The 23,945-nt window shown below is 66.9% G+C and carries 22 protein-coding genes; 3 read left to right on the forward strand and 19 right to left on the reverse strand.

Annotated features, from left to right (window positions below):
• The first annotated feature begins 49 nt into the window (after positions 1 to 49).
• Positions 50 to 1,354 carry an NAD(P)/FAD-dependent oxidoreductase gene (locus CFB49_RS16225; RefSeq protein ID WP_089491752.1) on the forward strand — a complete coding sequence of 435 codons (1,305 nt, stop codon included), beginning with the start codon at positions 50 to 52 and terminating at the stop codon, positions 1,352 to 1,354.
• Between the two features lie 25 nt (positions 1,355 to 1,379).
• Complete coding sequence (locus tag CFB49_RS16230; RefSeq protein ID WP_089491753.1) at positions 1,380 to 2,681, forward strand: NAD(P)/FAD-dependent oxidoreductase; 1,302 nt, start codon at positions 1,380 to 1,382, stop codon at positions 2,679 to 2,681.
• A 128-nt stretch (positions 2,682 to 2,809) separates the two neighbouring features.
• On the opposite strand, the gene CFB49_RS16235 is transcribed toward CFB49_RS16230, so the two are convergent.
• The 9 genes from CFB49_RS16235 to CFB49_RS16275 all read right to left on the reverse strand — a co-directional run bounded on the left by CFB49_RS16235 (position 2,810) and on the right by CFB49_RS16275 (position 11,047).
• Positions 2,810 to 3,475 (reverse strand): DUF799 domain-containing protein, encoded by a 666-nt coding sequence (locus tag CFB49_RS16235; RefSeq protein WP_089435735.1) that lies wholly within the window; start codon positions 3,473 to 3,475, stop codon positions 2,810 to 2,812.
• A gap of 14 nt (positions 3,476 to 3,489) precedes the next feature.
• Positions 3,490 to 3,933: a DUF4810 domain-containing protein gene (locus CFB49_RS16240; RefSeq protein WP_089491754.1), complete on the reverse strand. Its 444-nt coding sequence runs from the start codon at positions 3,931 to 3,933 to the stop codon at positions 3,490 to 3,492.
• An 82-nt stretch (positions 3,934 to 4,015) separates the two neighbouring features.
• On the reverse strand, positions 4,016 to 4,687 hold the full coding sequence (locus tag CFB49_RS16245; RefSeq protein ID WP_204493771.1) for a CsgG/HfaB family protein: 672 nt from the start codon (positions 4,685 to 4,687) through the stop codon (positions 4,016 to 4,018).
• A gap of 509 nt (positions 4,688 to 5,196) precedes the next feature.
• The gene (gene gor / locus CFB49_RS16250) at positions 5,197 to 6,552 is read right to left on the reverse strand and encodes a glutathione-disulfide reductase (RefSeq protein WP_089491756.1); all 1,356 of its coding nucleotides are present in this window, start codon (positions 6,550 to 6,552) and stop codon (positions 5,197 to 5,199) included.
• A gap of 241 nt (positions 6,553 to 6,793) precedes the next feature.
• Positions 6,794 to 7,018, reverse strand: coding sequence for a hypothetical protein (locus CFB49_RS16255; protein WP_050014343.1), 225 nt, complete (start codon positions 7,016 to 7,018; stop codon positions 6,794 to 6,796).
• A 375-nt stretch (positions 7,019 to 7,393) separates the two neighbouring features.
• Complete coding sequence (locus tag CFB49_RS16260) at positions 7,394 to 8,515, reverse strand: porin (protein ID WP_069621021.1); 1,122 nt, start codon at positions 8,513 to 8,515, stop codon at positions 7,394 to 7,396.
• Between the two features lie 339 nt (positions 8,516 to 8,854).
• Positions 8,855 to 9,601, reverse strand: a complete 747-nt coding sequence (locus tag CFB49_RS16265; RefSeq protein WP_089491848.1) for a YoaK family protein — start codon at positions 9,599 to 9,601, stop codon at positions 8,855 to 8,857.
• A 253-nt stretch (positions 9,602 to 9,854) separates the two neighbouring features.
• Entirely contained in the window at positions 9,855 to 10,382 is a 528-nt protein-coding gene (locus CFB49_RS16270) for a chromate transporter (protein ID WP_050014278.1), read from the reverse strand.
• On the reverse strand, positions 10,379 to 11,047 hold the full coding sequence (locus tag CFB49_RS16275) for a chromate transporter (protein ID WP_089491757.1): 669 nt from the start codon (positions 11,045 to 11,047) through the stop codon (positions 10,379 to 10,381). The genes CFB49_RS16270 and CFB49_RS16275 overlap by 4 nt, the downstream gene beginning before the upstream one ends.
• Before the next feature lie 96 nt (positions 11,048 to 11,143).
• Here CFB49_RS16275 and CFB49_RS16280 point away from each other — a divergent pair, with 96 nt between their 5' ends.
• Entirely contained in the window at positions 11,144 to 12,028 is an 885-nt protein-coding gene (locus CFB49_RS16280; protein ID WP_089491758.1) for a transcriptional regulator GcvA, read from the forward strand.
• A gap of 133 nt (positions 12,029 to 12,161) precedes the next feature.
• On the opposite strand, the gene CFB49_RS16285 is transcribed toward CFB49_RS16280, so the two are convergent.
• The 10 genes from CFB49_RS16285 to CFB49_RS16330 form a co-directional block, all read right to left on the reverse strand.
• Positions 12,162 to 12,707, reverse strand: a complete 546-nt coding sequence (locus tag CFB49_RS16285) for a type VI secretion system baseplate subunit TssF (protein WP_256979907.1) — start codon at positions 12,705 to 12,707, stop codon at positions 12,162 to 12,164.
• Between the two features lie 16 nt (positions 12,708 to 12,723).
• Complete coding sequence (locus CFB49_RS35720) at positions 12,724 to 13,254, reverse strand: hypothetical protein (protein ID WP_143329290.1); 531 nt, start codon at positions 13,252 to 13,254, stop codon at positions 12,724 to 12,726.
• A gap of 2 nt (positions 13,255 to 13,256) precedes the next feature.
• Positions 13,257 to 14,342, reverse strand: coding sequence for a DUF6708 domain-containing protein (locus CFB49_RS16295; RefSeq protein ID WP_089491760.1), 1,086 nt, complete (start codon positions 14,340 to 14,342; stop codon positions 13,257 to 13,259).
• Between the two features lie 3 nt (positions 14,343 to 14,345).
• Complete coding sequence (locus tag CFB49_RS16300; protein WP_306426987.1) at positions 14,346 to 15,296, reverse strand: T6SS effector BTH_I2691 family protein; 951 nt, start codon at positions 15,294 to 15,296, stop codon at positions 14,346 to 14,348.
• Between the two features lie 466 nt (positions 15,297 to 15,762).
• Positions 15,763 to 17,070 (reverse strand): solute carrier family 23 protein, encoded by a 1,308-nt coding sequence (locus tag CFB49_RS16305; RefSeq protein ID WP_089435740.1) that lies wholly within the window; start codon positions 17,068 to 17,070, stop codon positions 15,763 to 15,765.
• A gap of 270 nt (positions 17,071 to 17,340) precedes the next feature.
• On the reverse strand, positions 17,341 to 18,582 hold the full coding sequence (gene flgL, locus CFB49_RS16310) for a flagellar hook-associated protein FlgL (RefSeq protein WP_069621011.1): 1,242 nt from the start codon (positions 18,580 to 18,582) through the stop codon (positions 17,341 to 17,343).
• Between the two features lie 22 nt (positions 18,583 to 18,604).
• Positions 18,605 to 20,605 (reverse strand): flagellar hook-associated protein FlgK, encoded by a 2,001-nt coding sequence (gene flgK / locus CFB49_RS16315; RefSeq protein WP_089491761.1) that lies wholly within the window; start codon positions 20,603 to 20,605, stop codon positions 18,605 to 18,607.
• A 193-nt stretch (positions 20,606 to 20,798) separates the two neighbouring features.
• Complete coding sequence (locus CFB49_RS16320) at positions 20,799 to 21,554, reverse strand: flagellar brake protein (protein WP_069621009.1); 756 nt, start codon at positions 21,552 to 21,554, stop codon at positions 20,799 to 20,801.
• A gap of 220 nt (positions 21,555 to 21,774) precedes the next feature.
• Positions 21,775 to 22,767, reverse strand: coding sequence for a flagellar assembly peptidoglycan hydrolase FlgJ (gene flgJ / locus CFB49_RS16325; protein WP_089491762.1), 993 nt, complete (start codon positions 22,765 to 22,767; stop codon positions 21,775 to 21,777).
• Positions 22,768 to 23,943 (reverse strand): flagellar basal body P-ring protein FlgI, encoded by a 1,176-nt coding sequence (locus tag CFB49_RS16330; protein ID WP_069621034.1) that lies wholly within the window; start codon positions 23,941 to 23,943, stop codon positions 22,768 to 22,770.
• Positions 23,944 to 23,945: the final 2 nt, after the last annotated feature.

The following is a 23,945-nucleotide window of genomic DNA, read 5'->3' on the forward strand; positions in this document are numbered from 1 at the left end:
CGTTTTTCGGCTGCGTATTGGTTGCAGCCTTGTCGAGGGAGTCGGTTTCATGACGCAGTCTTTCACCCGCCGCGCCGATGCGCTCGCGCGCGACTCGTACTACGAAGCCACGGCCGCACGGCCCGTGGCCGACGATCCGATCCTCGAGGATGCGATCGACGTCGATGTCTGCGTGATCGGCGCCGGCTTCGCGGGCCTGTCGACGGCGCTCGACTGCCGCGCGCGCGGGTTGTCGGTCGCCGTGATCGATTCGAACCGGCCGGGCTGGGGCGCGTCGGGCCGCAACGGCGGCCAGGCGATCACCGGCTTCGCGAAAGACGAGGTGATCGAGAAACAGCTCGGCGTCGACGGCGCGCGCGCCGCCTGGTCGCTGTCGCTCGACGGCGTCGCGCTGATCGCCGAACGCATCGCACGCTACGGGATCGACTGCGACTTCACGCGCGGCTACCTGACGGTCGCGACGAAGCCGCGCCGCATCGACGACCTGCGCGCGTGGATGAACGCCGCGACGTCGCGCTGGGGCCATCCGTCGCTTGCGTGGCTCGATACCGGCGAGATCCGCACGCGCATTGCATCGACGCGCTATCTGGCCGGCGTGCACGATCCGCTGTCGGGTCACCTGCATCCGCTCAGGTATTGCCTCGGCCTCGCCGATGCCGCGCGCCGCGAGGGCGTCGCGCTGTATGCGCACACACCCGCGCTCGACGTCGTGCGCGGCGCGCGGCCCGTCGTACGCACGCCATCCGGCGAAGTGCGCTGCCGCTTCGTCGTGTCGTGCTGCAACGCGGGCCCCGGCGGCATCCTGCCGGCCGCGACCGCCGCTCGCATCGCGCCGATCGCGTCGTACATCATCGCGACCGAGCCGCTCGGCCGCGCGCGCGCTGACGCGCTGATCGCGCGGCGCGAAGCCGTGTGCGACAACAACTTCTTCCTCGACTACTTCCGGCTGTCGGCCGACGACCGGATGCTGTTCGGCGGCCGCGCGAATTCGGCCGGCGCGTCGCCCGCCGCGCTCGCCGAAGCGATCCGGCAGCGCATGGTCGGCGTGTTCCCGCAGCTCGGCGACGTGCGCGTCGAGCACGCGTGGGGCGGTTTCGTCGACGTCACGCGCAACCGCGCGCCGGATTTCGGCGCGATCGATCCGAACTTCTTCTACGTCCAGGGCTTCAGCGGGCACGGCGTCGCGCTCACCGGGATCGCCGGACGCGCGGTCGCCGGCGCGATCGCGGGCGACACGCGCGCGTTCGACCTGTTCGCACGCTTGCGTCACCGGCGCTTTCCCGGCGGCGACGCATGGCGGCAACCGGCGCTCGAGCTCGGGATGCTGTACCACCGCGTGCGCGAGTTGTTCTGAGTCCTCTCACTCCGCCTTCCTCATCATGCAGACATTCGCCAACCAGCCGCACGTCGCGTCGTACTACGCGGCGACCGCCAACGACTCGACCCGCCACGCGCCGCTCGCCGGCACGACCGACGCCGACGTGTGCGTGATCGGCGCGGGCCTCACGGGCCTGTCCGCCGCGCTCAACCTCGCCGAGCGCGGCCATTCGGTGACCGTGCTCGAAGCGTCGCGGGTCGGATGGGCGGCGAGCGGCCGCAACGGCGGCCAGCTGATCGGCGGCTTCGCGTGCGACATCGACACGTTCGCGCAATTCATGCCGGAAGGCGACGTGAAGCGGATCTGGGACATGGGGCTGGAAACGCTGTCGCTCGTGAAGTCGCGCATCGCGCGCCACGACATCGACTGCGCGCTGATGCCCGGCTACCTGACCGCGGCCAATACCGAGCGCGACGCCGATGCGCTGAAACGGTGGCGCGACGAAGCCGCGAAGCGCTTCGGCTACGACCGCTTCCACTTCGTCGAAGCCGACGAACTCGGCGACTACGTGCAGTCGGCCCGCTATTGCGGCGGCCTGTATGACCCGGACAGCGGCCACCTCCATCCGCTCAACTACACGCTCGGTCTCGCGCGGGCGGCCATCGACGCGGGCGTGCGCATCCACGAGGACAGCTGCGTGACGCGCGTGCGCGACGTGTCCGGCGGCCACGTCGTCGAGACGAGCGGCGGCAACGTGCGCGCGCGCTTCGTCGTGCTCGCGTGCAACACCTACGTCGGCACGCTCGCGCCCGCATTGTCGAAGAAGATCATGCCGGTCGGCACCTACGTGATCGCGACCGAGCCGCTCGGCGAAGCGCGCGCCGCCGCGCTGATGCCCGCGCGCGCGGCGATCTGCGACAGCCGCTTCGTGCTCGACTATTTCCGGCCGGCGCCCGACACGCGGCTCGTGTGGGGCGGCAAGGTCAGCTATTCGACGCGCGAGCCGCGCGATCTCGCCGCGGCGATGCGCGCCGACATGCTGAAGACGTTCCCGCAACTCGCGGACGTGAAGATCGACTATGCGTGGGGCGGGTTCGTCGACATCACGATGAACCGCGCGCCGCATTTCGGCCGCATCGCGCCGACGACGTACTTCGCGCAGGGCTTTTCAGGGCACGGCGTGAATACGACCGCGCTTGCGGGCAAGCTGATCGCCGAAGCAATCGACGGACAGGCGAGCCGCTTCGACCTGTTCGGCAAGATCCGGCATCGCGACTTCCCGGGCGGCCACGCGCTGCGCACGCCGGCGCTGGTGCTCGCGATGAGCTGGTATCGGCTGCTGGACGCGTTCGGCGTGCATTGAGCACGTCCGCGTGCCCGCGATGCCGATGCACAAGGAAAAACGGCCGCGCTCGCGCGCAGCCGTTCGATCGGATCGCTACACGGCGGCGCAACGGACACCTGCCGATGCCCGCGCGCCGTATGCGCCGGTCAGTCCGTGCCGTACTTCGGCGAATGCGGACCGTACAGCAAGCCGGCAGGCGGCCCGGCCGACAGCAAGCGGCTGCTGGTGAACGCGGCGACGTCGTGACTCTGGTCCATCAACGTATTCGCGATCTGCTTGACCGCGGCCACCACGAGCATGCCGATCAAGCCGCCGCCGCCGTTGTTGCCGCCTTCGTCGCTGCTCGCGCTCGCACGGCCCTGCCACAGCACGTCGCCGGTGCGCAGATCGACGAGCTTCGCCGATGCCGATACGACCGTCGCGCTCGCGAGAATCCGGTAGACGGTGCCGTACTGCGACACCTTCGAATACAGCGCGGCGTCCGCGCCGAAGATCTCGCGCAGCTTCGCGGGCGACGTCTCCTGGATCTCGGCCGCGTTGGTCAGGCCGTTCTGCTTGAAGGTCTCGTCCATCACGGCGACCGGCACGACGTAATAGCCCGACTCGGCGAGCGGCAGCGTCATCTGCGACAGCATCCCGTAGGTCGCGCCGACGTCGGAGGTTGCATTGACGGGCGGCAGCACGAGGATCGAGCGCGGCTGGCTCTTCTTGAACGCCGCGTAATCGGGCCGTTTCACCGGCTGCGCGCACGCGCTCAGCAACGCGACGAGCGACAGCACGGACAGCAGCTTGAATGAGAAGGTCTTGAACATGGCTGGTGCGTCGCTCACTGTTTGGCGGTGGTCGGATCGGCGTTCTTCTGGCCGGCAACCGTCTGATCGGCCGCCTTCTGACCCGATGCCTTCGGGTCAGCGGCCTTCGGCGCACCGGTTTTCTTCTTCAGCAGGAAATCCATGTAGGTCGCGGATTCCGGAAACAGCTGTTTCTCGGCCTGCAGTTCCTGTTCGGCCTGCTGCTCGCTGCCGATGCTCGCGTACAGCATGCCGAGATGCGCATGGAAGCCCGGCGGCGGCGTATGCCCCTTGCCACGAATGTCCTGCAGCGCTTTTTCGAGCGCGTCGATCTGCTCCTGGGGCGACTTCTGCCCCTTGAAGTATTCGTACACCTGCGGCTGATAGCCGGTCCACTGATAGAGCGGCGGCGTGGAGCTCGCGCAGCCGGCGAGCAGCAAGGCGGCGGCCGTCGCCGGCAGCCAGTTACCCCGTTTCATGGTCTGTTCTCTTTTGATGTCGTGGTGAATCGGTCGAGCGCGGCGCCGGCCCCGGCGCCCGCTGCGGCGTATCGCGCGCCGCTTACTGCGCGACCTTCAATGCGCCGGCGTCGACCTGCTCCGCCAGATGGTTCACGGCTTCCTGGATCGCGAGGTCCAGCACCTTGCCGTTGAGCGTCGAATCGTAGCCGGCCGTGCCACCGAAGCCGATCACCTCGCGGTTCGACAGGCTGAACTCGCCCGCGCCCTGGCTCGATGCGACGACTTCCGACGTGGTCGTGTCGACGATGTTCAGGTTGACCTTCGCGTACGCGACCTGCGTCTTGCCGCGGCCGAGAATGCCGAACAGTTGATGATCGCCGACGTCCTTGCGCCCGAACTCGGTCACGTCGCCCGTCACCACGTAGCTCGCGCCCTTCACGGCCTGCGCTTTCTTCATGAAGCCCGCTTCCTGCTTGATCTCGTCGAGGTTCTCGCGATCGAGCACGTTGAAGCGGCGGCTCTGCTGCAGGCGCGTGACGAGGATCGTCTTCGCCTGTCCGCCGAGGCGGTCGATGCCGTCGGAGAAGATGCCGCGCATGTAGCTCGAACGGTTGTCGAACTTGCCGACGGCGATCGCGACGGGCTTGCCCGCGTACGGCTTCTGCGCGCTGCTGACGGCCGGCACGTCGAGCGTGCGCGACGATTCGGTCGCGCAGCCGGACAGCGCCGCGACGACCGCTGCCGCCACGAGGACGGTGCGTCGTGTCTGAATGTTCACTACTGGTCTCCTTGCGTGGAAAGAATGCCCGGACGGGCGCGCCGGCTCGCGAACGATCCGGCGGTTGAAACGGCTGCGGCGCGAGCGGACACGCGCGCATCGAAGCGATGCGCGCGCACGCATTCATCGCCGGGCCGGCGATAGCGGTATAGGGAGGAGAAGTGCCCGCAACGGATGGGTGGCGGCACGAAGCGGATGGGCAATGCGATACGCGACAGGTTCGCGTGCGCCGGTTACCCCGTCATTCTGATTGCTGCGCTGTTGATCGCGCATGATCGGCCCCGTATGTGATTTTTCGCGATCATACCAAGTCCGCTTGTCGAGCCGGGGATTCTCGAGAAGAATCGACGCATTTCCGACTGATATGAGACACGCGCTTGACTCCGGCGCGCACGGGCCTTCGGCATTGCCGTGAACGGACGACCGATCGGCCGATACGCACCCTGGCAGGCGAGCCGCACGCGCGGGCATCGGTGCAAACGCGCGTGCGGTGTCCGTTTCCGCTAATCGGCCACCTTCTGCCGCATCGTCACGAACTCCTCGGCCGCCGTCGGATGAATGCCGATCGTGTCGTCGAACTGCGCCTTCGTCGCACCCGCGCGAATCGCGATCGCGATGCCCTGGATGATCTCGCCCGCATCGCGGCCGACCATGTGCGCGCCAATTACGCGCTGGCTGTCGCGCGCGACGACGAGCTTCATCAGCGTGCGCTCGTCGCGGCCCGACAGCGTGTGGCGCAGTGCCTTGAACGACGTGCGGTAGATGTCGACGTCGCCAAGCGTGCGACGCGCATCGGCCTCGGTCAGGCCGACCGTCGCGACCTCCGGCTGACTGAACACGGCCGACGGCACGTACGCATGATCGACCGCCACGCGCGACCCGCCGAACAGCGTGCGCGCGAGCAAGCCTGCGTCGCGCGTCGCGACCGGCGTGAGCTGCGGCCGCGACGTGACGTCGCCGATCGCGTGGATCGACGGCACCGACGTCGCCGAATACGCATCGACGGCAATCGCGCCGCGCGCATCGAGCAGGATGCCCGCCTGCTCGAGCCCGATCCCGTCGACGTTCGGCACGCGGCCGGTCGCATACAGCACCTGATCGTACGGCCCGTGCCGCGTGTCGCCGACATGCACGAACAGCGTGCCGTCGCTCGTGCGCTCGATCGATTCGATCACCGCGCGCGGATGAATCGTGACGCCCTGCTTCGTCATCTCGTCGGTCAGGAACTGACGCACGTCGTCGTCGAAGCCGCGCAGGATCTTTTCGCCGCGATAGAACAGGTCGACGTGGCTGCCGAAGCCGTTGAAGATGCCCGCGAATTCGACCGCGATATAGCCGCCGCCGACCACCGCGATGCGCTTGGGCAGCGTCGCGAGCGACAGCGCCTCGCGCGACGTGATTGCATGTTCGATGCCGGGCCGCGGCGGCAGCGACGGCCGCGAGCCGGTCGCGATTGCGATGTGGCGCGCGCGGATCGTGCGCTCGCCGATCGCGACGGTATGCGCATCGACGAGCGTCGCGCGGCCGGCGTGCATGTCGACGCCCGATTGCCGCAGCAGGCTGATGTAGATGTCGCTCAGCCGGTTGATCTCGCGATCCTTCGCGGCGATCAGCGCGGGCCAGTCGAGCGTGCCGGCGCCGAAGGTCCAGCCGAAGCCCTTCGCGTCGTCGACTTCGTGCGGGTAGTGCGATGCGTAGACCAGCAGTTTCTTCGGGATGCAGCCGCGCAGCACGCAGGTGCCGCCGATCTGCTCTTCTTCCGCTATGCCGACGCGTGCGCCGTATGACGCGGACATGCGCGCGAGCCTCACGCCGCCCGAGCCGGCGCCAATGACGAACAGGTCATAGTCGAAATCCATCGCATTCCCTCATCGCAGTTCGGATGGGGTGACGATAGCAAGATTCGGGGATTCGTGCGGCGCATGGTGCGTGCCGCGCGCCCAACAAAAAACGGCGAGAGACGAGGCCTCTCGCCGGTCAAACCGGCTGGCGGTTGTGCCATGCGTCACCGATCGACCGCATGCCCGACCTGCCGATTGCGCGGCACCGGTCGGCCCGGGCGCGCGAAGGGCGCGCCCGCGGCCGGACCGGCCGCCATGCTCATGCCTGCGACGTGTCGCTGCCGTCCGTCGCCTGCGTATCGTCCGCCTGCTGCGGCTGCTCGTCCTTTTTCTCGAGCAGGCCTTCGATCGCCTCCGCGCCCTTGAAACCGGCGACGGCCGCGGCCGCCTTGGTCAGCAGGCCCGCATCCGGATCCACCTTTTCCACGCCTTCGACGGCGGCGACTGCGCCGGCGATCTCGCCCACGACGTTCAGGATACCCATCGTCATCCCCTTTCAAGAAAATCGTCAGCGCATCGTCCCACGAAAGAAAACCGGCGGACCGCGTTTGTCATCGCCGGATACACAAGTTACGCACCGGCTGGCCGCGCTCGCGGCGCGCCAGCGAAACGACGCGCGCGCATGCCGGGCGGCGTGCAACGCGCGATGCACGCAGCGTAGCGGAAAGCCCGCGCGCGGACTGTAAAAGTATGTTGTGGATTGCCGACGGATCGCTTACGGCGCGGGACTTCCGCAATGGAGCGTCTGCCGAATAGTCGGGTGCGCGTATGAAGCGCGCGTGACGAAAAAAAAAGAGGCTCCGCGGAGCCTCTTCGATGTGCGCCGGACGATGCCGGCACATGCATGTTCCGACGTTCGTCAGAAGATATTGCGCAGGCCGATCGCGATGCCCGTCTGGTTGCTGCGGCCAGGCAGCTCGACGTTCGCCGCGCCGTTCGTCTTGTTGAAGTCGACGGTGCCGTAGATTTCGGTGCGCTTGCTCAGCGCGTACTCGGCGATGCCGACGATCGCGTAGCGATTGCCGCTCGCGAGCGTGCCGTTCGTCGTCATCGCATTGCGCATGTGGTCGTAGTAGAACGCGCCCGTCAGCGTCAGCGGCGCGCTGACCTGCCAGCTGACGCCCGCGAACGGACCGTCGTCGATGCGGCCCGTGCCCTTCGCGACCGGAATCGTCTGCTGCGCGAGCAGGCTGTCGACGAAGCCCGTGTCGTCCTTCGAGCGCAGGTAGCCCGCGTAGATCTTCGCCTTGCTGAACGCGTACACGACGTTCGCGTGATAGATCGTCTGCTTGCGCGCCGAGTTGTCGCTGTTCTGCTGCGCGCCGGCCGCGATGCTGAGCGGGCCCATCACGTACGACAGCGACACGCCCCACGCGTTGCCCTTGCCGAGCGAACCCGGAATCTGGCCCGAGAAGCCGCCGGCGCCGGTCGATTCGTAGTTGGTGCCGGTCGAGTACATCGCCTTCGCCGTCAGGCCCTCGAACTTGCCCGTGTACTTGATCTGGTTGTCCGCATACAGGCCGCCGCCGAGTGCGACCGGCAGCCATGCGTTTTCGAGGTAGTTGCCGACGGTCAGAGGATCGTAGGTATCCGCCAGCAGGTCGAACAGCGGCGTCTTCTGGCGGCCGAGGGTCACGGTGCCGTACGGGCTCTGCAGGCCGACGTACGCCGCGCGGTTGAACAGGCGGCCGCTGTCGGCGAATGCGCCGTTCTGCAGGTTCACGCCGCTCTCGAGGTTGAACACCGCTTTCAGGCCGCCGCCGAGGTCTTCCGTGCCGTAGATGCCGAAGCGGCTGTTCGTGATCGCGCCGTTGGTCATCGACAGCAGACCGTCGTTCTTCGCGTTGGCGTTGGTCAGGTAACGGATGCTGGCATCGGCGACGCCCCACAGCGTGACCGAGCTTTGTGCTGCTGCGTACTGGCTGGCGAAGGCCAGCGCCGCGCCCCCTGCGATGACTGCGAGTCGGGTGGTCTGCTTCATGAGCGTTCCTTTTTTAGGTGTCTCCATTCATGACCGGCCGCGTGCGCAGCCGGGTGGCGATCGCACACGCTCATGGCGCGCGCGATGTGGGCTGAATCATAAGACGAGTGCGAACGCTGAAAGAAATTGAAATACCCGGCAATTGCGCGATTGTCGTCCGGGAACAACGGTTCCCGCGCCGGGGCCGTGTCGCGCGGCGGTGGCACGGTGCGCGGCGGTACCGGCGGGCACGCGGCGCGGCGAGGTTTGGCAATGGTGCGGCGTGGTCACGCGGATCGCGGCGCAATTGCCGGTGCGCTCGTTGCGGCGGGTTGCGGGTTGAAGCTTGCCCGCCTGCCGTCAGGCCGCTTGCGTCGCGCCGTCGCTGCTGCCGCCCGCGTCGCCGTTGCCGCCCTCGCCATCCGCACCGCGGTTCCCGGCGCGACGCCACGCACGTCGCACGATTTCCGCGAATGCGCCGACGAGCAGCAGCACGGCGCCCCACAGCGCGATGTCCGGCACGAGCCGCGTCACGAGGCCGCCGACCACCGCGCCGCCCAGGAAACAGAAGCTGATCGTCGCGAGCAGCGCCGAATCGTGCAGCGCGCCCGCGTCGTAGCGCGGAATCAGCCCGACGAACAGCTTCTGCGCGGCGCGCCGCAGGTTGCCGGTCGTCATCACCGACGTGTACGACAGTTCCTCGAGATGGGTGAACGACAGCGTCTGCAGCGTCGCGACGAACGAGATGCCCGGAATCAGCCATGCGCTCGACGCGCCGACGAGGCCGCTCGCGGCCACGCCGAGAAACGCGATTTCGACGATCAGGCTCACGAACGCCGTATGCCGCATCCAGCCGCGCTGCGCGGCCAGGCCGAGCAGGTGCGCGACGAACACCGCGAGCACGAAGCCGCCGAGCGGCGGCACGTGATGCAGCGCGGCGGCCCATTCGCCGGCCGACAGGTTGATGCCGAGCAGCGCGACGTTGCCGGTCATCGTGTTCGCGAACACGTGGCCGTGGCCGACGTACGTGTACGCGTCGAGGTAGCCGCCGGACAGTGTCAGCAATGCGGCGACAGTGAGATTGCGGCTGGCGCCGTCGAGATCCATCGATCCTCCGTGGTGCGCGCCGCCCGGCCGCGCGCGGCGGGCGGTGCGAAATTCCGCGGTTGCGGCGAGCGCCGGACACCGCGACTTGCGCGCGGCCACGGCGCCCCGCTCGCCTGCCGCACCATAAATGTAGTGGCCGGCTCCGCAAGCGCCGTTGCCTGCGGGCAACATGGCCGCTCGCACGCCGTTGCGAGTGGCCGGGCCGAAAGACCGGCCGAGTATACCGGCTACTGCGCCGGCTACCGGCCGCCGCTCACTGCCCGATGCCCGTGAGCCCGATCAGCGCGCCGCCCGCGAGCAGCCACAGCGGATGGATGCGCGTGCGCCATGCCAGCACCGCGCACGCGGCCGTGATGCCCCACTGGATCGCGGTGCGGTTCGACGCCTCGGAAATCAGCACCGCGCTGGCCGCGACGAGCCCGGCCGTCACCGGCATCATCCCCTGCTGCACGTAGCGACGCCACGGCCGGTCGCGAAAGCGCTCCCACGCATGCAGCGCGAGCACCGTGACGATCGACGACGGCCCGAACTTCGCGACCGACGCGACGAGCAGCCCGGCCCAGCCGGCCACGTGCCAGCCGACCAGCGACACGATCATCATGTTCGGCCCCGGCGCCGCCTGGGCCAGCGCGAACAGCGCGGTGAACTCGTGCGCGCTCATCCAGTGGTGCACGTCCACGACCTGCCGCTGCATCTCCGGCAGGATCGTGTTGCCGCCGCCGAACGCGAGCAGCGACAACTGGCTGAAGATCGTCGCGATGGCGATCAGCGTGTCGCTCATGGCCGGCGCTCCTGTTGCGCGTGGGGTGAGTCGTGCGAATCGTGCGTGCCGCGCGCGGCAGCCGGCGCCGGCCGCAACGCGCCGGCCTCGCGGCGGCGCGACGCGAGCCAGATGCTGACGGGCGTCAGCACCAGCATCGTGGGCAAGAGCGGAAGCCGCAGCACCGCGATCGCGACGAATGCGAGCGCCGCAATCGCCGCCGCCTTGCGCGGCGCCCGAAGCAGCGGCTTCGCGACCTTCACGGCCATTGCGACGAGCAGCCCGGCCGCCGCGGCGGCGAGCCCCGCGAACAGGTGCTGCACGCGCGGATCGTTCTGCGTCTTCGCGTACAGCACGCCAAGCGCGACGACGACGAGCGTCGGGCCCGCGATCAGCCCGAGAATCCCGGCGAACGCGCCGGCGACGCCGCGAAAGCGCATGCCGACGGCGACCGACAGGTTGATCACGTTGCCACCCGGCAGGAACTGGCACAGGCCTAGCAGATCGGTGAATTCGTCGGCGGTGAGCCACTTGCGCTCGTCGACGATCGTGCGCCGCGCGAACGGCAACGCGCCGCCGAACGACATCAGGCCGAGCGACAGGAAGCCGGCGAACAGCTCGGCGAGGCCGACGCTGCGAGGGGACGCGGCAGGCGGCGGCGAGGCAGGCGGAAAACCGGATTGCATGGGGATCCTCATCAAACGGTGAATCGAGGTTACCGCCGTTCAGGATGCCGGTAAAACGATTTTATCGGCGCGCCCTTGTGATCTAAAATCACAAGCATGCCACGCGATCTCCCGCCCTTTTCCGCGCTTCGGGCCTTTGAAGCCGCGGCACGACATGAAAGCTTCAGCGCCGCCGGCGACGAGCTGCATGTGACTCACGGTGCCATCAGCCGGCAGATCGCCGGGTTCGAGGCGTGGCTCGGCAAGCCGGTGTTCCACCGCTACGGCAAGCGCGTGAAGCTCACCGACGAAGGCCGCCGCTACCTGGACACCGTGCGCGCGGCGTTCGACAGCATCGCGCTCGCCACCGAGCAGTTGCGCAATACCGGCGCGGCGCGCGTGCTGCGCATCAACGCGTTGCCGACCTTCGCGATGAAATGGCTGCTGCCGCGCCTGTCGCGGTTTCAGCGCGACGTGCCGAACGTCGAGCTGAAGCTGTCGACGTCGAACGCGCCGCTCGACACGCTGAACGGCTTCGACGTCGCGATCCGCCGCGGCCCCGGCCCCTGGCCGAACTGCACGAGCGGCCACTTCCTCGACGAAAGCGTGATTCCGGTCTGCAGCCCGGCGTTGCTCAAGCGCGCGCCGATCACGCGCGCGGACGATCTCGCGCGGCACGTGCTGCTGCATTCGGATACGCGGCCGGAAGGCTGGCGCGACTGGTTCGCGGCGGCGGGCGTCGCGATGAAGGGGCGCAAACGACAGTCGTTCGACCATTTCTACCTGGCGCTGCAGGCGGCCGTCGACGGGCTGGGCGTCGCGCTCGGGCCGTTGCCGCTGATCGACGACGAGCTCGCGAGCGGGCGCCTGGTGATGCCGCTCGACGGGCCGCGCATCGCGACGCGCAGCTACTGGTGGATCGCGCCGGGCGCGCCGGCCGACGATCCGCTCGTCGCGCAATTCTGTGCGTGGTTGCAGGGGCAGTCGAATACCGGCGCGTAACGCAAGCGATCGGCGGGAGGTGATCGGCGGCGTTGCGCCGCCGGCCCAGATCAGACGACAAACGGCCGAGCGCTTGGTCCGGGTGCTCCGGATCGTCGCATCACCTCCGTGACGAGAATCCCGGCCGATGCGCTCAGATCAGCGGCTGCGTACCGGGCATGGCCGCGCCTCGCGTCAGTTCCCGGCCGGTCTGCGCCGAACGGACCACCAGTTGAACATAACTGTTCGTCGGCCCGTACTGCGCGAAAAACCGTTCGAGCAGTTTCGTGAACACGATTTGACCAACTTCGCGCAGCGCGGTCTCGTCAAGCGACAACATGATTTCGATGCCGCGCACGAACGACGGAAACTGATTATCCAGCGACATCCATTTCATTGCCGGCTTGTAGTCCAGGTCGGTAATCGCGTCAATACAGCGCTGCGCGAGCGGCGTCGTGCGCACCGCGTGGAGCCGCAGGAACGCTTTCAGCCCCGATAACCCGTCCCGCGTCAGGTCCAGCGGATGCGGCGATAACGTAGACAGCACGCGCCACAGTGCGCCGTTGCCGCGCGCTAGCTCGGCCGTCAATGTCGGTCGAGTGATCAACTGGATCGGACAATCCAGCGCTTTGCTTTCGAGCAGCAAATCGCCCGCCGAATTGCCGATCGGCAGACGCGCGGGCAAGTCGCGATTTGTCACCGTCGTCACCACAGTCCTATGGGACTGATCCGGCCGCCTCGGCGTCGAGAATCGCGAGGCCGACGACGTGGCGATCGTAGAGCTGTTCGATTTCGGCGAGCCGATTGGCGCAAACTCGATTCCATCCGGAGAATTCGAACGCGGTCGCGTACCTGCCTCCACTGCTTTCATCGCGAATCCCGTAATTCAATTCAGGCTTCTCCACGTTGAGCGGGCCATAGTCGGCGAGAGACGGATCATCCGAATGGGCATAGATAAAGCGCACTCGACTTGGTTTGCCATCCTGTTTTTTGTAGGCGGCGTATCCACAAATGAACGTGCGCTTGTCGTTCGGCGTTTGACTTATTCCATGCAAATCGGGAGTACTTTCGTATAGGTCGAAAAACTCGATGTCCCGGGCATCGGACAGTGCGGCCCGAACCGCTTTTCCGCAGCATCGAACTTTGCAGACGCACTTGGTGTGCATCCGACGAACAATGCAGGCGCGGTGGCTAGCGTTGCTACGATTCGCCTTTCTGTCATGCCGAAAACCCTCGTCATCAATCACCGTTAGCTACGGGCCGCTGCGTGCATCATGTTGGCATCAGGATTCTCGAGCCAAGCTGCTGCATACGTCCCGCCATCGGGTTCTCCCGTCCAGTCTTCGACCCGTGCTTTCGGATCATTCGGGTACTCGCCGCGCTGTTGAGCCAGCACAGTATCGCCCCATCCGACAGGCGTTCCGGAGCGGGGTTCCGCGTAAAGATCGTCGGGAGCGATCGCGGAGATTTGCTCGATCGTGGTGGGCCAGACGGGATCGCGGCACGTTGCATTCGCAAGGATTCGCATGACGGTGAAAACCAGAATCAGCGGCATCATCAACAGACGAATGAAGACCGGCGCGCGCATCCCAAAGCTATACAACGAAAACAGGAACGACTCGCGCGGCGTCTCATGCTGCGTGTGAAACAGCATCGGTTTGGGCAAGCCGTTCGGGCCGTCATTCATGTATGCGCACCAGTAGTTCCACTGCGCGAGTGCCATTTCCACTTGCCGCTTGCCAGTCCATTCGCGGCCGATCGAGAATACGCGAGTGACATTGCCGTGGTCGTCAACCGTATAGTGCCGGATGTGGAAGATCGTGCCGAAGGACGTGTCTTCGCGGTGCAGACAAAAGATCGAATCTTCCGTCCACGGTGCTTCCCAAACGACATCACCCTCGCCGGACTTAGCGAAGAAGCGGCGAGCGCGAATCGCAAACAGCTTGCGGGTGTCGCGATGAAAGCGGATCGGGCGATAACGTAGACCAAAGAAAAGCCCGCGCCCGAGCTTCCAGACTACTGAACCGAAAAGGACCATCGCCGCTATCGCTAGACAGTTCATTACGAAGTCGCCTGACGCCCCATTTGAATGAGTAAGGACGTAGACATATGGCCCGATCCCCATGCACAGGAAAGCGAACGCGACACCGGTGACGAACCACTGCTTTTCGAGAAAGGACGGCTCAATCACGTCCATGTAGGTTGAATTGACGCTGAACGTCGAGCCGAAATCCTGCACATCCGGACCAACAGAACGATTAATCGGCAAGCGATGCGCCAAATCCCACTCTGGTATCCGCTTCCCAGTGCACTTCTTCATGACGCGCTCATCCATATATCAACCTCCTGCGGCCGAGGTGAACGCCTTGAGTTCTGCCTCAAGCGAATCGTAGTGTTCACCCCTGCTGAATTTGCAGCGTGATACCCAGTCCTTAAGTGCTGACGCCTTGAAAATCGCGATCGTGATACCAACCAAAATCGAGAGGATCAAAACAGGCCAGAAAAGGGGCAGGCTGAAGAGCGCTGCGGCTGCTACATATGCCCCAAGAATTCCACTTGCCAAAGAAAGGCTGGAGAGATTCTTTTCGCCATTGTTCCACGCTTCAGGCATATTCTTGAAAATGTCATACCCGGCCAAGAAGATGCCTGCGGCCGCGCCGAGTCCACGGCCAAACTTTACCCCCGCCTCAGCGCCTCCCTTGGAGACGCCCCACGCTTTCATGAGATACGCTGACAACGGATGAGCCGGCGTTTTCACTACGGTCTCCGACGAGTATTCAACGAGGGTGCCCACGATCGCAACAACAGCACCAATGCCCTTCAGAGTGGTTTCGGTCTGATTGAACTGATCTCGATCCTTCCAATCTAGGACAGCAAACGTGAGCGTGGTCATCTGGAAGATTACAGTCACGACGCTCAAATTGAACTCGGTTGACGAATTGAGCCACTTCTTTGCTGAGTCCACTCCCGGAACTTTAACGGCCTTGATCACGCTGGCCTCCAACTTCCCGTCCCGGACCAGCGCATCGACGTCCATCTCGTAGGCGACGATATTCGGATCACTCGGTGGTGCCGTCCTCAGAACCTGCTTCCCGACTTGGGTCGCCGACGCGCGCTGTTCGGTCCGGTTGCCGTCCAGCTTGACACCCAACTCCCGGGCTTGCTGTAAAGCCCAGTTGCGAATGGCAAGCTTGCTGACTTGCGACGGTTTGAGTCGAACACCGGACTGAATCGCCAGACGAATAGTCACGAAGCCGAGTGCAGCACCCCGTGTGGCCTTCGTGAGTATGCCTGCGCATGGGGCGGAACCTGCTCGTGCCCGAGTGCAGCGATAAGCTCAGACGTGTACCACAAAGCCTCGCTGAGGCGCACGAGGAAAACTGTCAGGAATATTGAACGGACGGCGGTCGCGTACAGTGCAACCGAACGCCATATGAGCCGACATCGGATCCTTTATTGAGGGAAGACCCGACGACCGTGCCTCCGGCACGGTTACTAATTGTGAAGTTGCACACGGGGCTCACGAGAACCGCTGAAGTATTTTCAGCCGACCTGACAGCATACGAAACGTCGCGAGGCCAAATCGATTCCAACCCAATGGCGCCCTCAAGAACCGCTTGCGTCCGTTTGCAGCGAATCAGGGGCATCTATTCCGAGATACCGGGCTATGAGTGTCCCGGCGAACGCCCGCACTCCCCACGGGTTTACCGTTCACACGTGCGCCCGCAGGCGGCATCGCACCGCCCGCTCCCGCATCACACCACCGGCCCCGGCTCCTTCTCCTTGCGCAGGATCGCGTACAGGATGATCGCGCCGAACGTCGCGGTGCCGATCCCGCCGAGCCCGAAGCCGCCGATCTTCAGCGAGAAGTCGCCGGCGCCGAGCACGAGCGTGACAGCCGCGACGATCAGATTGCGGTTGTCGGAGAAGTCGACCTTGTTGACGACCCAGATCCGCGCGCCCGTCACCGCGATCAGCCCGAACACGACGATCGACACGCCGCCGAGCACGGGGCCCGGGATCGTCTGGATCACCGCGCCGAACTTCGGCGAGAAACCGAGCCCGATCGCGATCAGCGCGGCGATCGCGAATACCAGCGTCGAGTAGATCCGCGTGACGGCCATCACGCCGATGTTCTCCGCGTAGGTGGTCACGCCCGTGCCGCCGACGCTGCCCGACACGATCGTCGCGAGCCCGTCGCCGATGAACGCGCGGCCGACGTAGCGGTCGAGGTTGGTCCCCGTCATCGCGCTGACGGCCTTGATGTGGCCGAGGTTCTCCGCGACCAGGATCACCGCGATCGGCGCGAGCATCAGCATCGCGTGCGGATCGAACACCGGCGCGCGGAAGCTCGGCACACCGAACCACGCGGCATGCGAGACGATCGCGAAATCGATCGGCTTGCCGAGGCCCATCCCGTTGGTCGCGATCGCATAGATTACGTATGCGATCACGAGCCCGACGAGAATCAGCAGGCGCTGCATCATCCCGCGCGCGAACACCGCGACGCCACCGACGCACAGCACCGTGACGAGCGCCATCACCGATTCGAAGGTCGAGCCCGACACGCCCTTGACCGCGATCGGCGCAAGATTCAGCCCGATCACCGCGACCACCGCGCCGGTCACGACGGGCGGCATCAGCGTCTCGATCCAGCGCGTGCCGATCGCCTGCACCAGCGCACCGAGCGCGACGTACACGACGCCGCACGCGACGATCCCGCCGAGCGCGACCGGAATGTTCGGGTTCGGGCCGCTGCCGCCGTAGCCCGTCACCGCGATCACGAGGCCGATGAACGCGAAGCTCGAGCCGAGATAGCTCGGCACGCGCCCGCCGACCAGCACGAAGAACAGCAGCGTGCCGATGCCCGACATGAAGATGCACAGGTTCGGGTCGAAGCCCATCAGCAGCGGCGCGAGCACGGTCGAACCGAACATCGCGACGACGTGCTGCACGCCCATCGCGACCATTTGCGGCCACGCGAGGCGCTCGTCGGGGCCGACCACGCGCGAGGCCGCGCCGGTCGGTTGGACCCGCCAGCGCGGGAAGTAGGAATCGGACATGGGAAAAGCGCTCCTGTCGGTCGTCGGTCGCCGGCTGCGAAGGATGCGCCGGTCTGGAATCTGGCGCGAGTTTACGGAGCGGAAATGGGGCTGGCAAGCGAACCGGCAAGCAGGATCGGCCAAACGAGAACGCGGCAGGCCGCGCGAGAGAACCGGTGCGCGACCGCGCGGCCCGGCGAAGCGCCCGTCCGCGCATGATGCGCGGCTGGCGGCGGCACGCGCCGGCCGCGAAGTAAGCATGCGCTCACATCGCGGCCGGCGCGTCGTGCATCACGGATTGATGTACTGGAACAGCGACAGGTTCTGCAGTTGCACGTACGCCTTCTGCGCGCCGGTCAGCGCGTTCTGCACCTGCAGGTACTGGCTGATCGTCGTGACCATGTTGGTACTGGTCAGGTCCGTCAGGTTGCTGGTCGTCTGCAGCGACGCGGTCTGCGTGACGGCCTGCATCGCCTTCACTTCCTGCTCGCGGCCGCCGACGGATGCCTGGATCGTCGTCACGTTGCGCATCGTGTTGCCGACCTTGATCGACCCGGTCATCAGCGCGTTCTTCAGCGACACGGCCGCGACAGGGTTGCCGGTCACCGGCGTCTTCAGCGCCGCGATCATCGAGTCGAGCGTCGAGAAGATGTCGGCGCCGCCGCTCGCCTGCGGGCCGGGCGTCACGGCGAACGTATCGCCGGTGCTCGGCGTGCCCGATACGGCCACCGTCATCCCGCTGCCGAGCGCGATCGACGCACCCGACGTGTAGGCCTGCGCGGGCGTCGTGGTCGGCGGCTTGGCCGAGCTGTCGGTCACCGTGTAGGTCGGCGCGGCGGGCGTGCCGCCGAACGTGATCGTGAAATGGTGATCGTTGGTCGCGGCGGACGGATCCGTCACCGTCACCGCGCTGATCGCGCCGGTGCCGACGTTGCCGGCGCCGGCCGACGGAACCTGCGCGCTGCCGAGCGACGGCACGGACATGAACACCGCCGAACCGGCGTCGCCCTGCGACACGCTGCTCGAATCGGCGATCTGCACCTGGCGCGTGCCCGAGTCGCCGACGTAGCTGATGCTGCCGTTCGGGCTGGCCGTGAACGGCGCCGTCGAATTGTTCAGGCCGGCGAACAGGTAATTGCCGGCACCGTCGTTCGAGTTCGCGAGCGTCACCAGCTGGTCGCGATAGCCTTGCAGCTGCGTCGCGAGCGCCGAGCGGTCGCTGTCGGCCAGCGAGCCGTCGCCGGCACGCACGACCAGCGTCTGCACGCCGGTCAGCACGCTGCTCACGCTCTGCAGCGCCTGGTCCTCGGCCTGCAGCGACGCGAGCGCGGTGGTCTGGTTGGTCGCGTACTGCGACAGCGTCGCCGACGTCATCGACAGCTGCACGGCCTGCGCCGCGCCGACCGGGTTGTCGGCCGGCGTCTGCAGGCTCGTGCCGCTCGAAATCTGCTGATACAGCTGCGCGAGCTGCGCCTGCTGATCGTTCATCTGTGAAACGTTCAGCTGGAAGAACTGGGCGCTGGAAATTCGCATCGCTTCTATCCCTCGAATCCGGTCAGTTGAACAGGCCGAGCACGGTCTGGAACAGCGTCGCCGCCGTCTGGATCACTTTCGCGTTCGCCTGGTAAAGCTGCTGGTACTGCATCAGGTTCGCCGCTTCCTCGTTCTGGTTCACGCCCGACACCGACTGCTGCGCGGTCGTGATCTGGCCGACGAGCGAAGTCTGCGCGGCGCTCGACGACTTCAGCTGGCTCGCCGTGTTGCCGATCGCGTTCACGTAGTTGGCATACGCACCGGTCAGCGTCGTCGTGCCGCCGCCGAGCGCCTTCGCGGTGACGAGCTGCGACAACGCTTGTGCGTTGGAGCCGTCGCTCGTGCCGCCCGCGTACGGTCCGATCGTGAACGTGTCGCCATCCGACGGCGCGCCGGACAGCGTGACGGTCACGCCGTTCATCACGCCCGCCGGAGCCGGCTGCGTGGTGCTGTTGATCGTCAGCTTCGCGCCGGCCGTCGCGTTGTACGGCACGCTGTCGGTCGGGCTCGTGATCGTCACCGAGGTCGGCGGGGTGCCCGCGATCGTCACCGTGGTCCCGGCCGGGAAGCCCGACAGCGACTGCGACGCCGCGTCGTAGGTCAGCTTGGTCGGCGTCGTCGGCACCTGGTAGCCGGCGCTCACCGCGCCCTGCGTGATCTTTGCCGTGCCGATGTTGGTTTTCGATGCCGCAGCGACCACCGGCGACGCGGCCGCGATCGCCGAGCCGCTCGTGGTCGCGAGGCCGAAGCCGGTCAGCGCGCCGCGCGTCGGCAGCACTGTGAACTGGTCGCCGGCATTCATCGCGCCGGACGAGAACGAGAAGTTCAGCCCGCCGAGCGAGACCGGCATCGGACCCGCCTTCTGGTCGACCACCGACCCGCTCGCGCGGTCGGTCAGCGTGTAGTTCGTGCCGTCGTACGACAGCGTGTAGTCGCTCGTCGTCGGCTGCGACGCATTGGCGAACGACACGGACAGCGACGCGTTGCCGGTGTTGCCCTGATTCGAATAGACGGTCGGGTTCGCCACCGTGAACAGGTTGCCGCCCGGCTTGCCCGCCAGATCGACGCCGAGCGCGTTCTGCGCGTTGACCTGCGCGGCGAAGCTGGTCGCGAGCGCGCCGAGCTGCGCCTGCGCCGGGTCGAGCGTCTGACGGCGGAACGCGAGCAGGCCGCCGAGCGCGCCGCCCGACAGCGACGCATCCGGCAGCGCCTGGTTCGGCCCCTGCGGATTCGCGCCGGCGATGCCCTGCGACACGACGGTGAGCTCGCTCGGATCGGACGACGACGTGACGGTCGCAAGCTGGTAGCTCTTGTCGGCGACGACGAGCGGCTGGCCGCCCGCGAGGAATACGCTGTAGCCGCTGTCATTGCGCACGACCTGCACGCCGGCGAGGCTCGACAGGTTCGACACCGCGAGGTCGCGCTGGTCCATCAGCTGGTTCGGCGGCTGCCCCTGGCTGCTCGCCGCCGAGATCTGCTGGTTCAGCTGCGCGATCTGCGCGGTGTACGTGTTGATCTGCGACACGGTGCTGGTGAGCTGCGTGTTCACGCTCTGGCGCAACGCGTCGTATTGCTGGCCCGCCGCCTTCAGCTGGTCGCCGAGAATCTGCGCGTTGCTGATCGCGGTCTGCCGCACCGACGGATCGGACGCATTGTTCGCGACGTTCTGCAGCCCGGTGAAATAGCTCGTGATCGCGGTCGAGATGCCGGCCGTCGGGCTGCCGACGTAGTTGTTCAGCTGCGCGACGAGCGAGTACCACGTCGACAGCGCGCCGCCCTGCGTCTGCGCGCCGTTCAGCTGGTCGCTCAGGTACTGGCTGTACTGGCGCTGGACGGTGACGGTGTTCACGCCCTGCGGCATGTAGCCGCTGCTGGTGTACTGCCCGCTCGCCTCGGCATAGACGGGGCGTTCGACCGAATAGCCGGGCGTCGCGGCGTTGCTGATGTTCTGGCCGGTCGTCGTGAGGCCCCAGAGCGCGGCATTCAGGCCGCTGACGCCGAGGTTCATGAGTGTGTTGGACATGCGCGATCCTGATGAGCCGGCCGCGCTGCGGCCGCCGGGTTGCGTGACTCCCGGTATAACGGCCGCGGATCGAAAAAATTGAGGAAAAAATGCACGCGCGGCGCACGGGCGTGCGTCGCCGCTGAACGCGGCCGACCGAGGGCGCCGGCAGCGCTGCGCGGGCGGCCCGTGGGGGCCTCCCGCCGGATGCGCGTCAGGCCCGCGCGAGCGAGCGGCGCTTCATTTCGAGTTGCGTGATCAACCGCTGCAGCGTGTTCTCCGCGCTGCCCGGGAGCGACATGTAGCGAAAACCGAGCTGGTAGCGGCGCGACCCGTTCGGCATCTGCGTCGAGCGCTGCGACACCAGTTGCAGGTCGAGCGACAGCTTGCCGTGGCCGGTCAGCTCGAGCTCGACGTCCGGCAACAGCGTGCCGACCTCGAGCGCCTCGACGCGCTCGTCGGCCGTGCGCAGCCCCACGCCGCCGAGCGACAGGTTGTGCACCTCGAACAGGAAGCTTTCGCCGTCCGGCAGCTTGCCGCGGCACAGGAACGGATCGACGATCGGCGCGTCGACGCGGAAATATTCGCGGCGCTGGATGCACACCAGCACGTCGGGGAAATCGGCGACGAACGCGGGCAGCCCCTCGTAGCGCGTCTCGCGCGGCGTGCCCGTGGTGAATTCGACGCGCACGCCCTCCGGCGCGGCCGCGAACGTGCAGTGCGACGCGCCGAGGATGCCGGCGTTCTGCTCGGACAGCGCGCCCCAGTCGAACGTGAACGTCCGCGCGCCGACATCGACCTCCAGCAGACGCGTGACGAGCTGGCCGCCCGGATACTGGACGGTCAGGAAATCGCCGCGGTTCACCAGGTTGCGCAGCTGCACGCCGATTTCCAGCGGATTGCGGCGGGCATAGTCGGGCCCGGAGTGGCCTGCATCCAGGCTGGGGTCCGTCGACGTTTCGATATTCATGGCTAGCCGGTCTTTCTTGTCATGGGCGCCCGGGGCAACCGGTGCGCAATAAAACCGGGCCAGAACGGGGGCCCGGTCGCAGGTCTCTCACACTTAGCGGCAGTGCTGACCGAAAGTTTAGATCGAAACGGCGATTTATTTCTCGCAAACGTTGAAACCGCGCGCGGCAAGGTGCCGGGCGCGGTCCGAAAGGGGGGCGAACCGGGAGCGGGCGGGCCCGTCAGCCGATCTGCTGCATGATCGAGATCAGCTTCTTCGCGTAATTCGGGTCGGTGGCATAGCCGGCCTTCTGCATCCCGTGCGCGAAGCCTTCGACGCTGCGGCTCGCGCTCAGCACGCCCGCATAGCGCGGGTTGTTCTTCAGCAGGTTCGCGTAATCGGTCATCGCGTGCTCGTACGAGTCGTACGCACGGAACTTCGCGACCACACGGCGCGGCGCGCCGTTCACGTATTCGGTGGTCAGCGCCGACACGGTGCGGCCGGTCCAGCCCTTGTTCGCCTTGATGCCGAACACGTTGTAGCTGGTCGAGCCGTCCGTCGCGCGGATCTCGCGCTTGCCCCAGCCCGATTCGAGCGCGGCCTGGCCGACGATGAAACGCGCCGGGATGCCGGTCGTCGCGCTGGCCGCCTGCGCGGGGGCCGCGAGCCGGTCGACGAACGCGTCCGCGTCCTGCACGCCGCTCGCGCCCTTGAGCGGCGGCGTCAGCGCGCTGCCGGCCGAGTAGCCGCGCGCGCCGGCGAGCCCGCCGTTGTTCGCCGCGTTCGCATAGGCCTTCGCCATCGCGTTCATCGCGGCGAGGCTGCCTTCGTTGCCGGCCGTGCCGAGGCCGCCGGCACCCATGCCGCCCAGGCTGCCCGCACCGACGTCGGCCGCCGTGTCGCCGCCCGCGCCGGCGCCCGCATTGCGCAGCAACTGCTTCATCAGCGCGTCGGCGACGCCGATGCCGCGCGTCGACATCTGCTGCGCGAGCTGCTGGTCGAGCATCGACGTGTACATCTTCGACGTGTGCGAATCGAACAGGCCGCCGTCGGGCGACGCGTCGCGCATGCTCTTGAGCATCATCTGCGTGAACATCGCGTCGAACTGGCCGGCGACCGCCTTCGCGCCGGCCTGCGGCGACTGCTTCGCCTGCGCGCGCAGCGCGTCGAAACCCTGCACGTCGAGCGCGAAGCGCTGCGTGAGGTCGTTTGCGTTGGGGAGCGTGGCTGCCATTTAGATCACCTCCAGGTCGGCGCGCAGCGCGCCGGCCGCCTTCATCGCCTGCAGGATCGACATCAGGTCCGCGGGCGTCGCGCCGAGTGTGTTCAGCGCCTTCACGACGTCGGCGAGATTCGCGCCGGCCGTCACCATCTTCAGCGCGCCGTTGTCCTGCTTCAACTGGATCTGCGACTGCTGCGCGACCACCGTCTGCCCGTTCGAGAACGGCCCCGGCTGCGACACCACCGGCTGCGTGTTGACGACCACCGACAGGTTGCCGTGCGCAACCGCGCAGCTTTGCAGCGTGACCATCTGGTTCATCACGATCGAGCCGGTGCGCGCGTTCAGGATCACCTTCGCGGCGGCCTTGTCCGGGCTCACGTCGAGGTTCTGCAGGCGCGCCATGAACGCGACCTGCTGCGCGGAATCCGCCGGCGCGGCGAGCTGGATCGTGCGGCCGTCGAGTGCCGTCGCGGTGCCCGGGCCGAAGCTCGCGTTGACCGCGGACACGATCCGCTGCGCGGTGCCGTAATCCATGTCGTTCAGTTGCAGCTGCAGCACGCCGTTCATCTGCGCGACCGCGTTCGGCACCGCGCGCTCGACGATCGCGCCGCCGACGATCCGGCCGGCCGCGAGCTGGTTCACTTGCACGCGGCTGCCGTTCGCGCTGGCGCCCGCGCCGCCGACCGCCATGTTGCCCTGCGCGAGCGCGTACACCTGCCCGTCCGCGCCCTTCAGCGGCGTGAGCAGCAGCGTGCCGCCGCGCAGGCTCTTCGCGTTGCCGAGCGACGACACGGTCACGTCCAGCGCCTCGCCGGGCCGTGCGAACGGCGGCAGCGTGGCCGTCACCATCACGGCCGCGACGTTCTTCAGCTGCATGTTGTTCAGCGACGACGGGCCGCCGTTGGCCGAACCGTTGTTGATCGAGATGCCGAGGTTCGCGAGCATGTTCGCGAGCGTCTGCGTCGTGAACGGCGTCTGCATCGTCTGGTCGCCCGTGCCGTCGAGGCCGACGACGAGGCCATAGCCGATCAGCGGGTTGTCGCGCACGCCCTGGATCTGCGCGAGGTCCTTCAGGCGCTCCGCGTGCGCGGGCGCGGCGCCGAGCACGCACGCGGCCAGCACGAAGGCAGCAAACCGCGCGACGGCGAGTGCACGGAACGACAGGCGGCGGGAAAGAGGCAGCTGCATCG

Origin of the sequence: Burkholderia sp. AU17457, assembly GCF_002223255.1 — a bacterium.
GTDB classification, from domain to species: Bacteria; Pseudomonadota; Gammaproteobacteria; order Burkholderiales; family Burkholderiaceae; genus Burkholderia; species Burkholderia sola.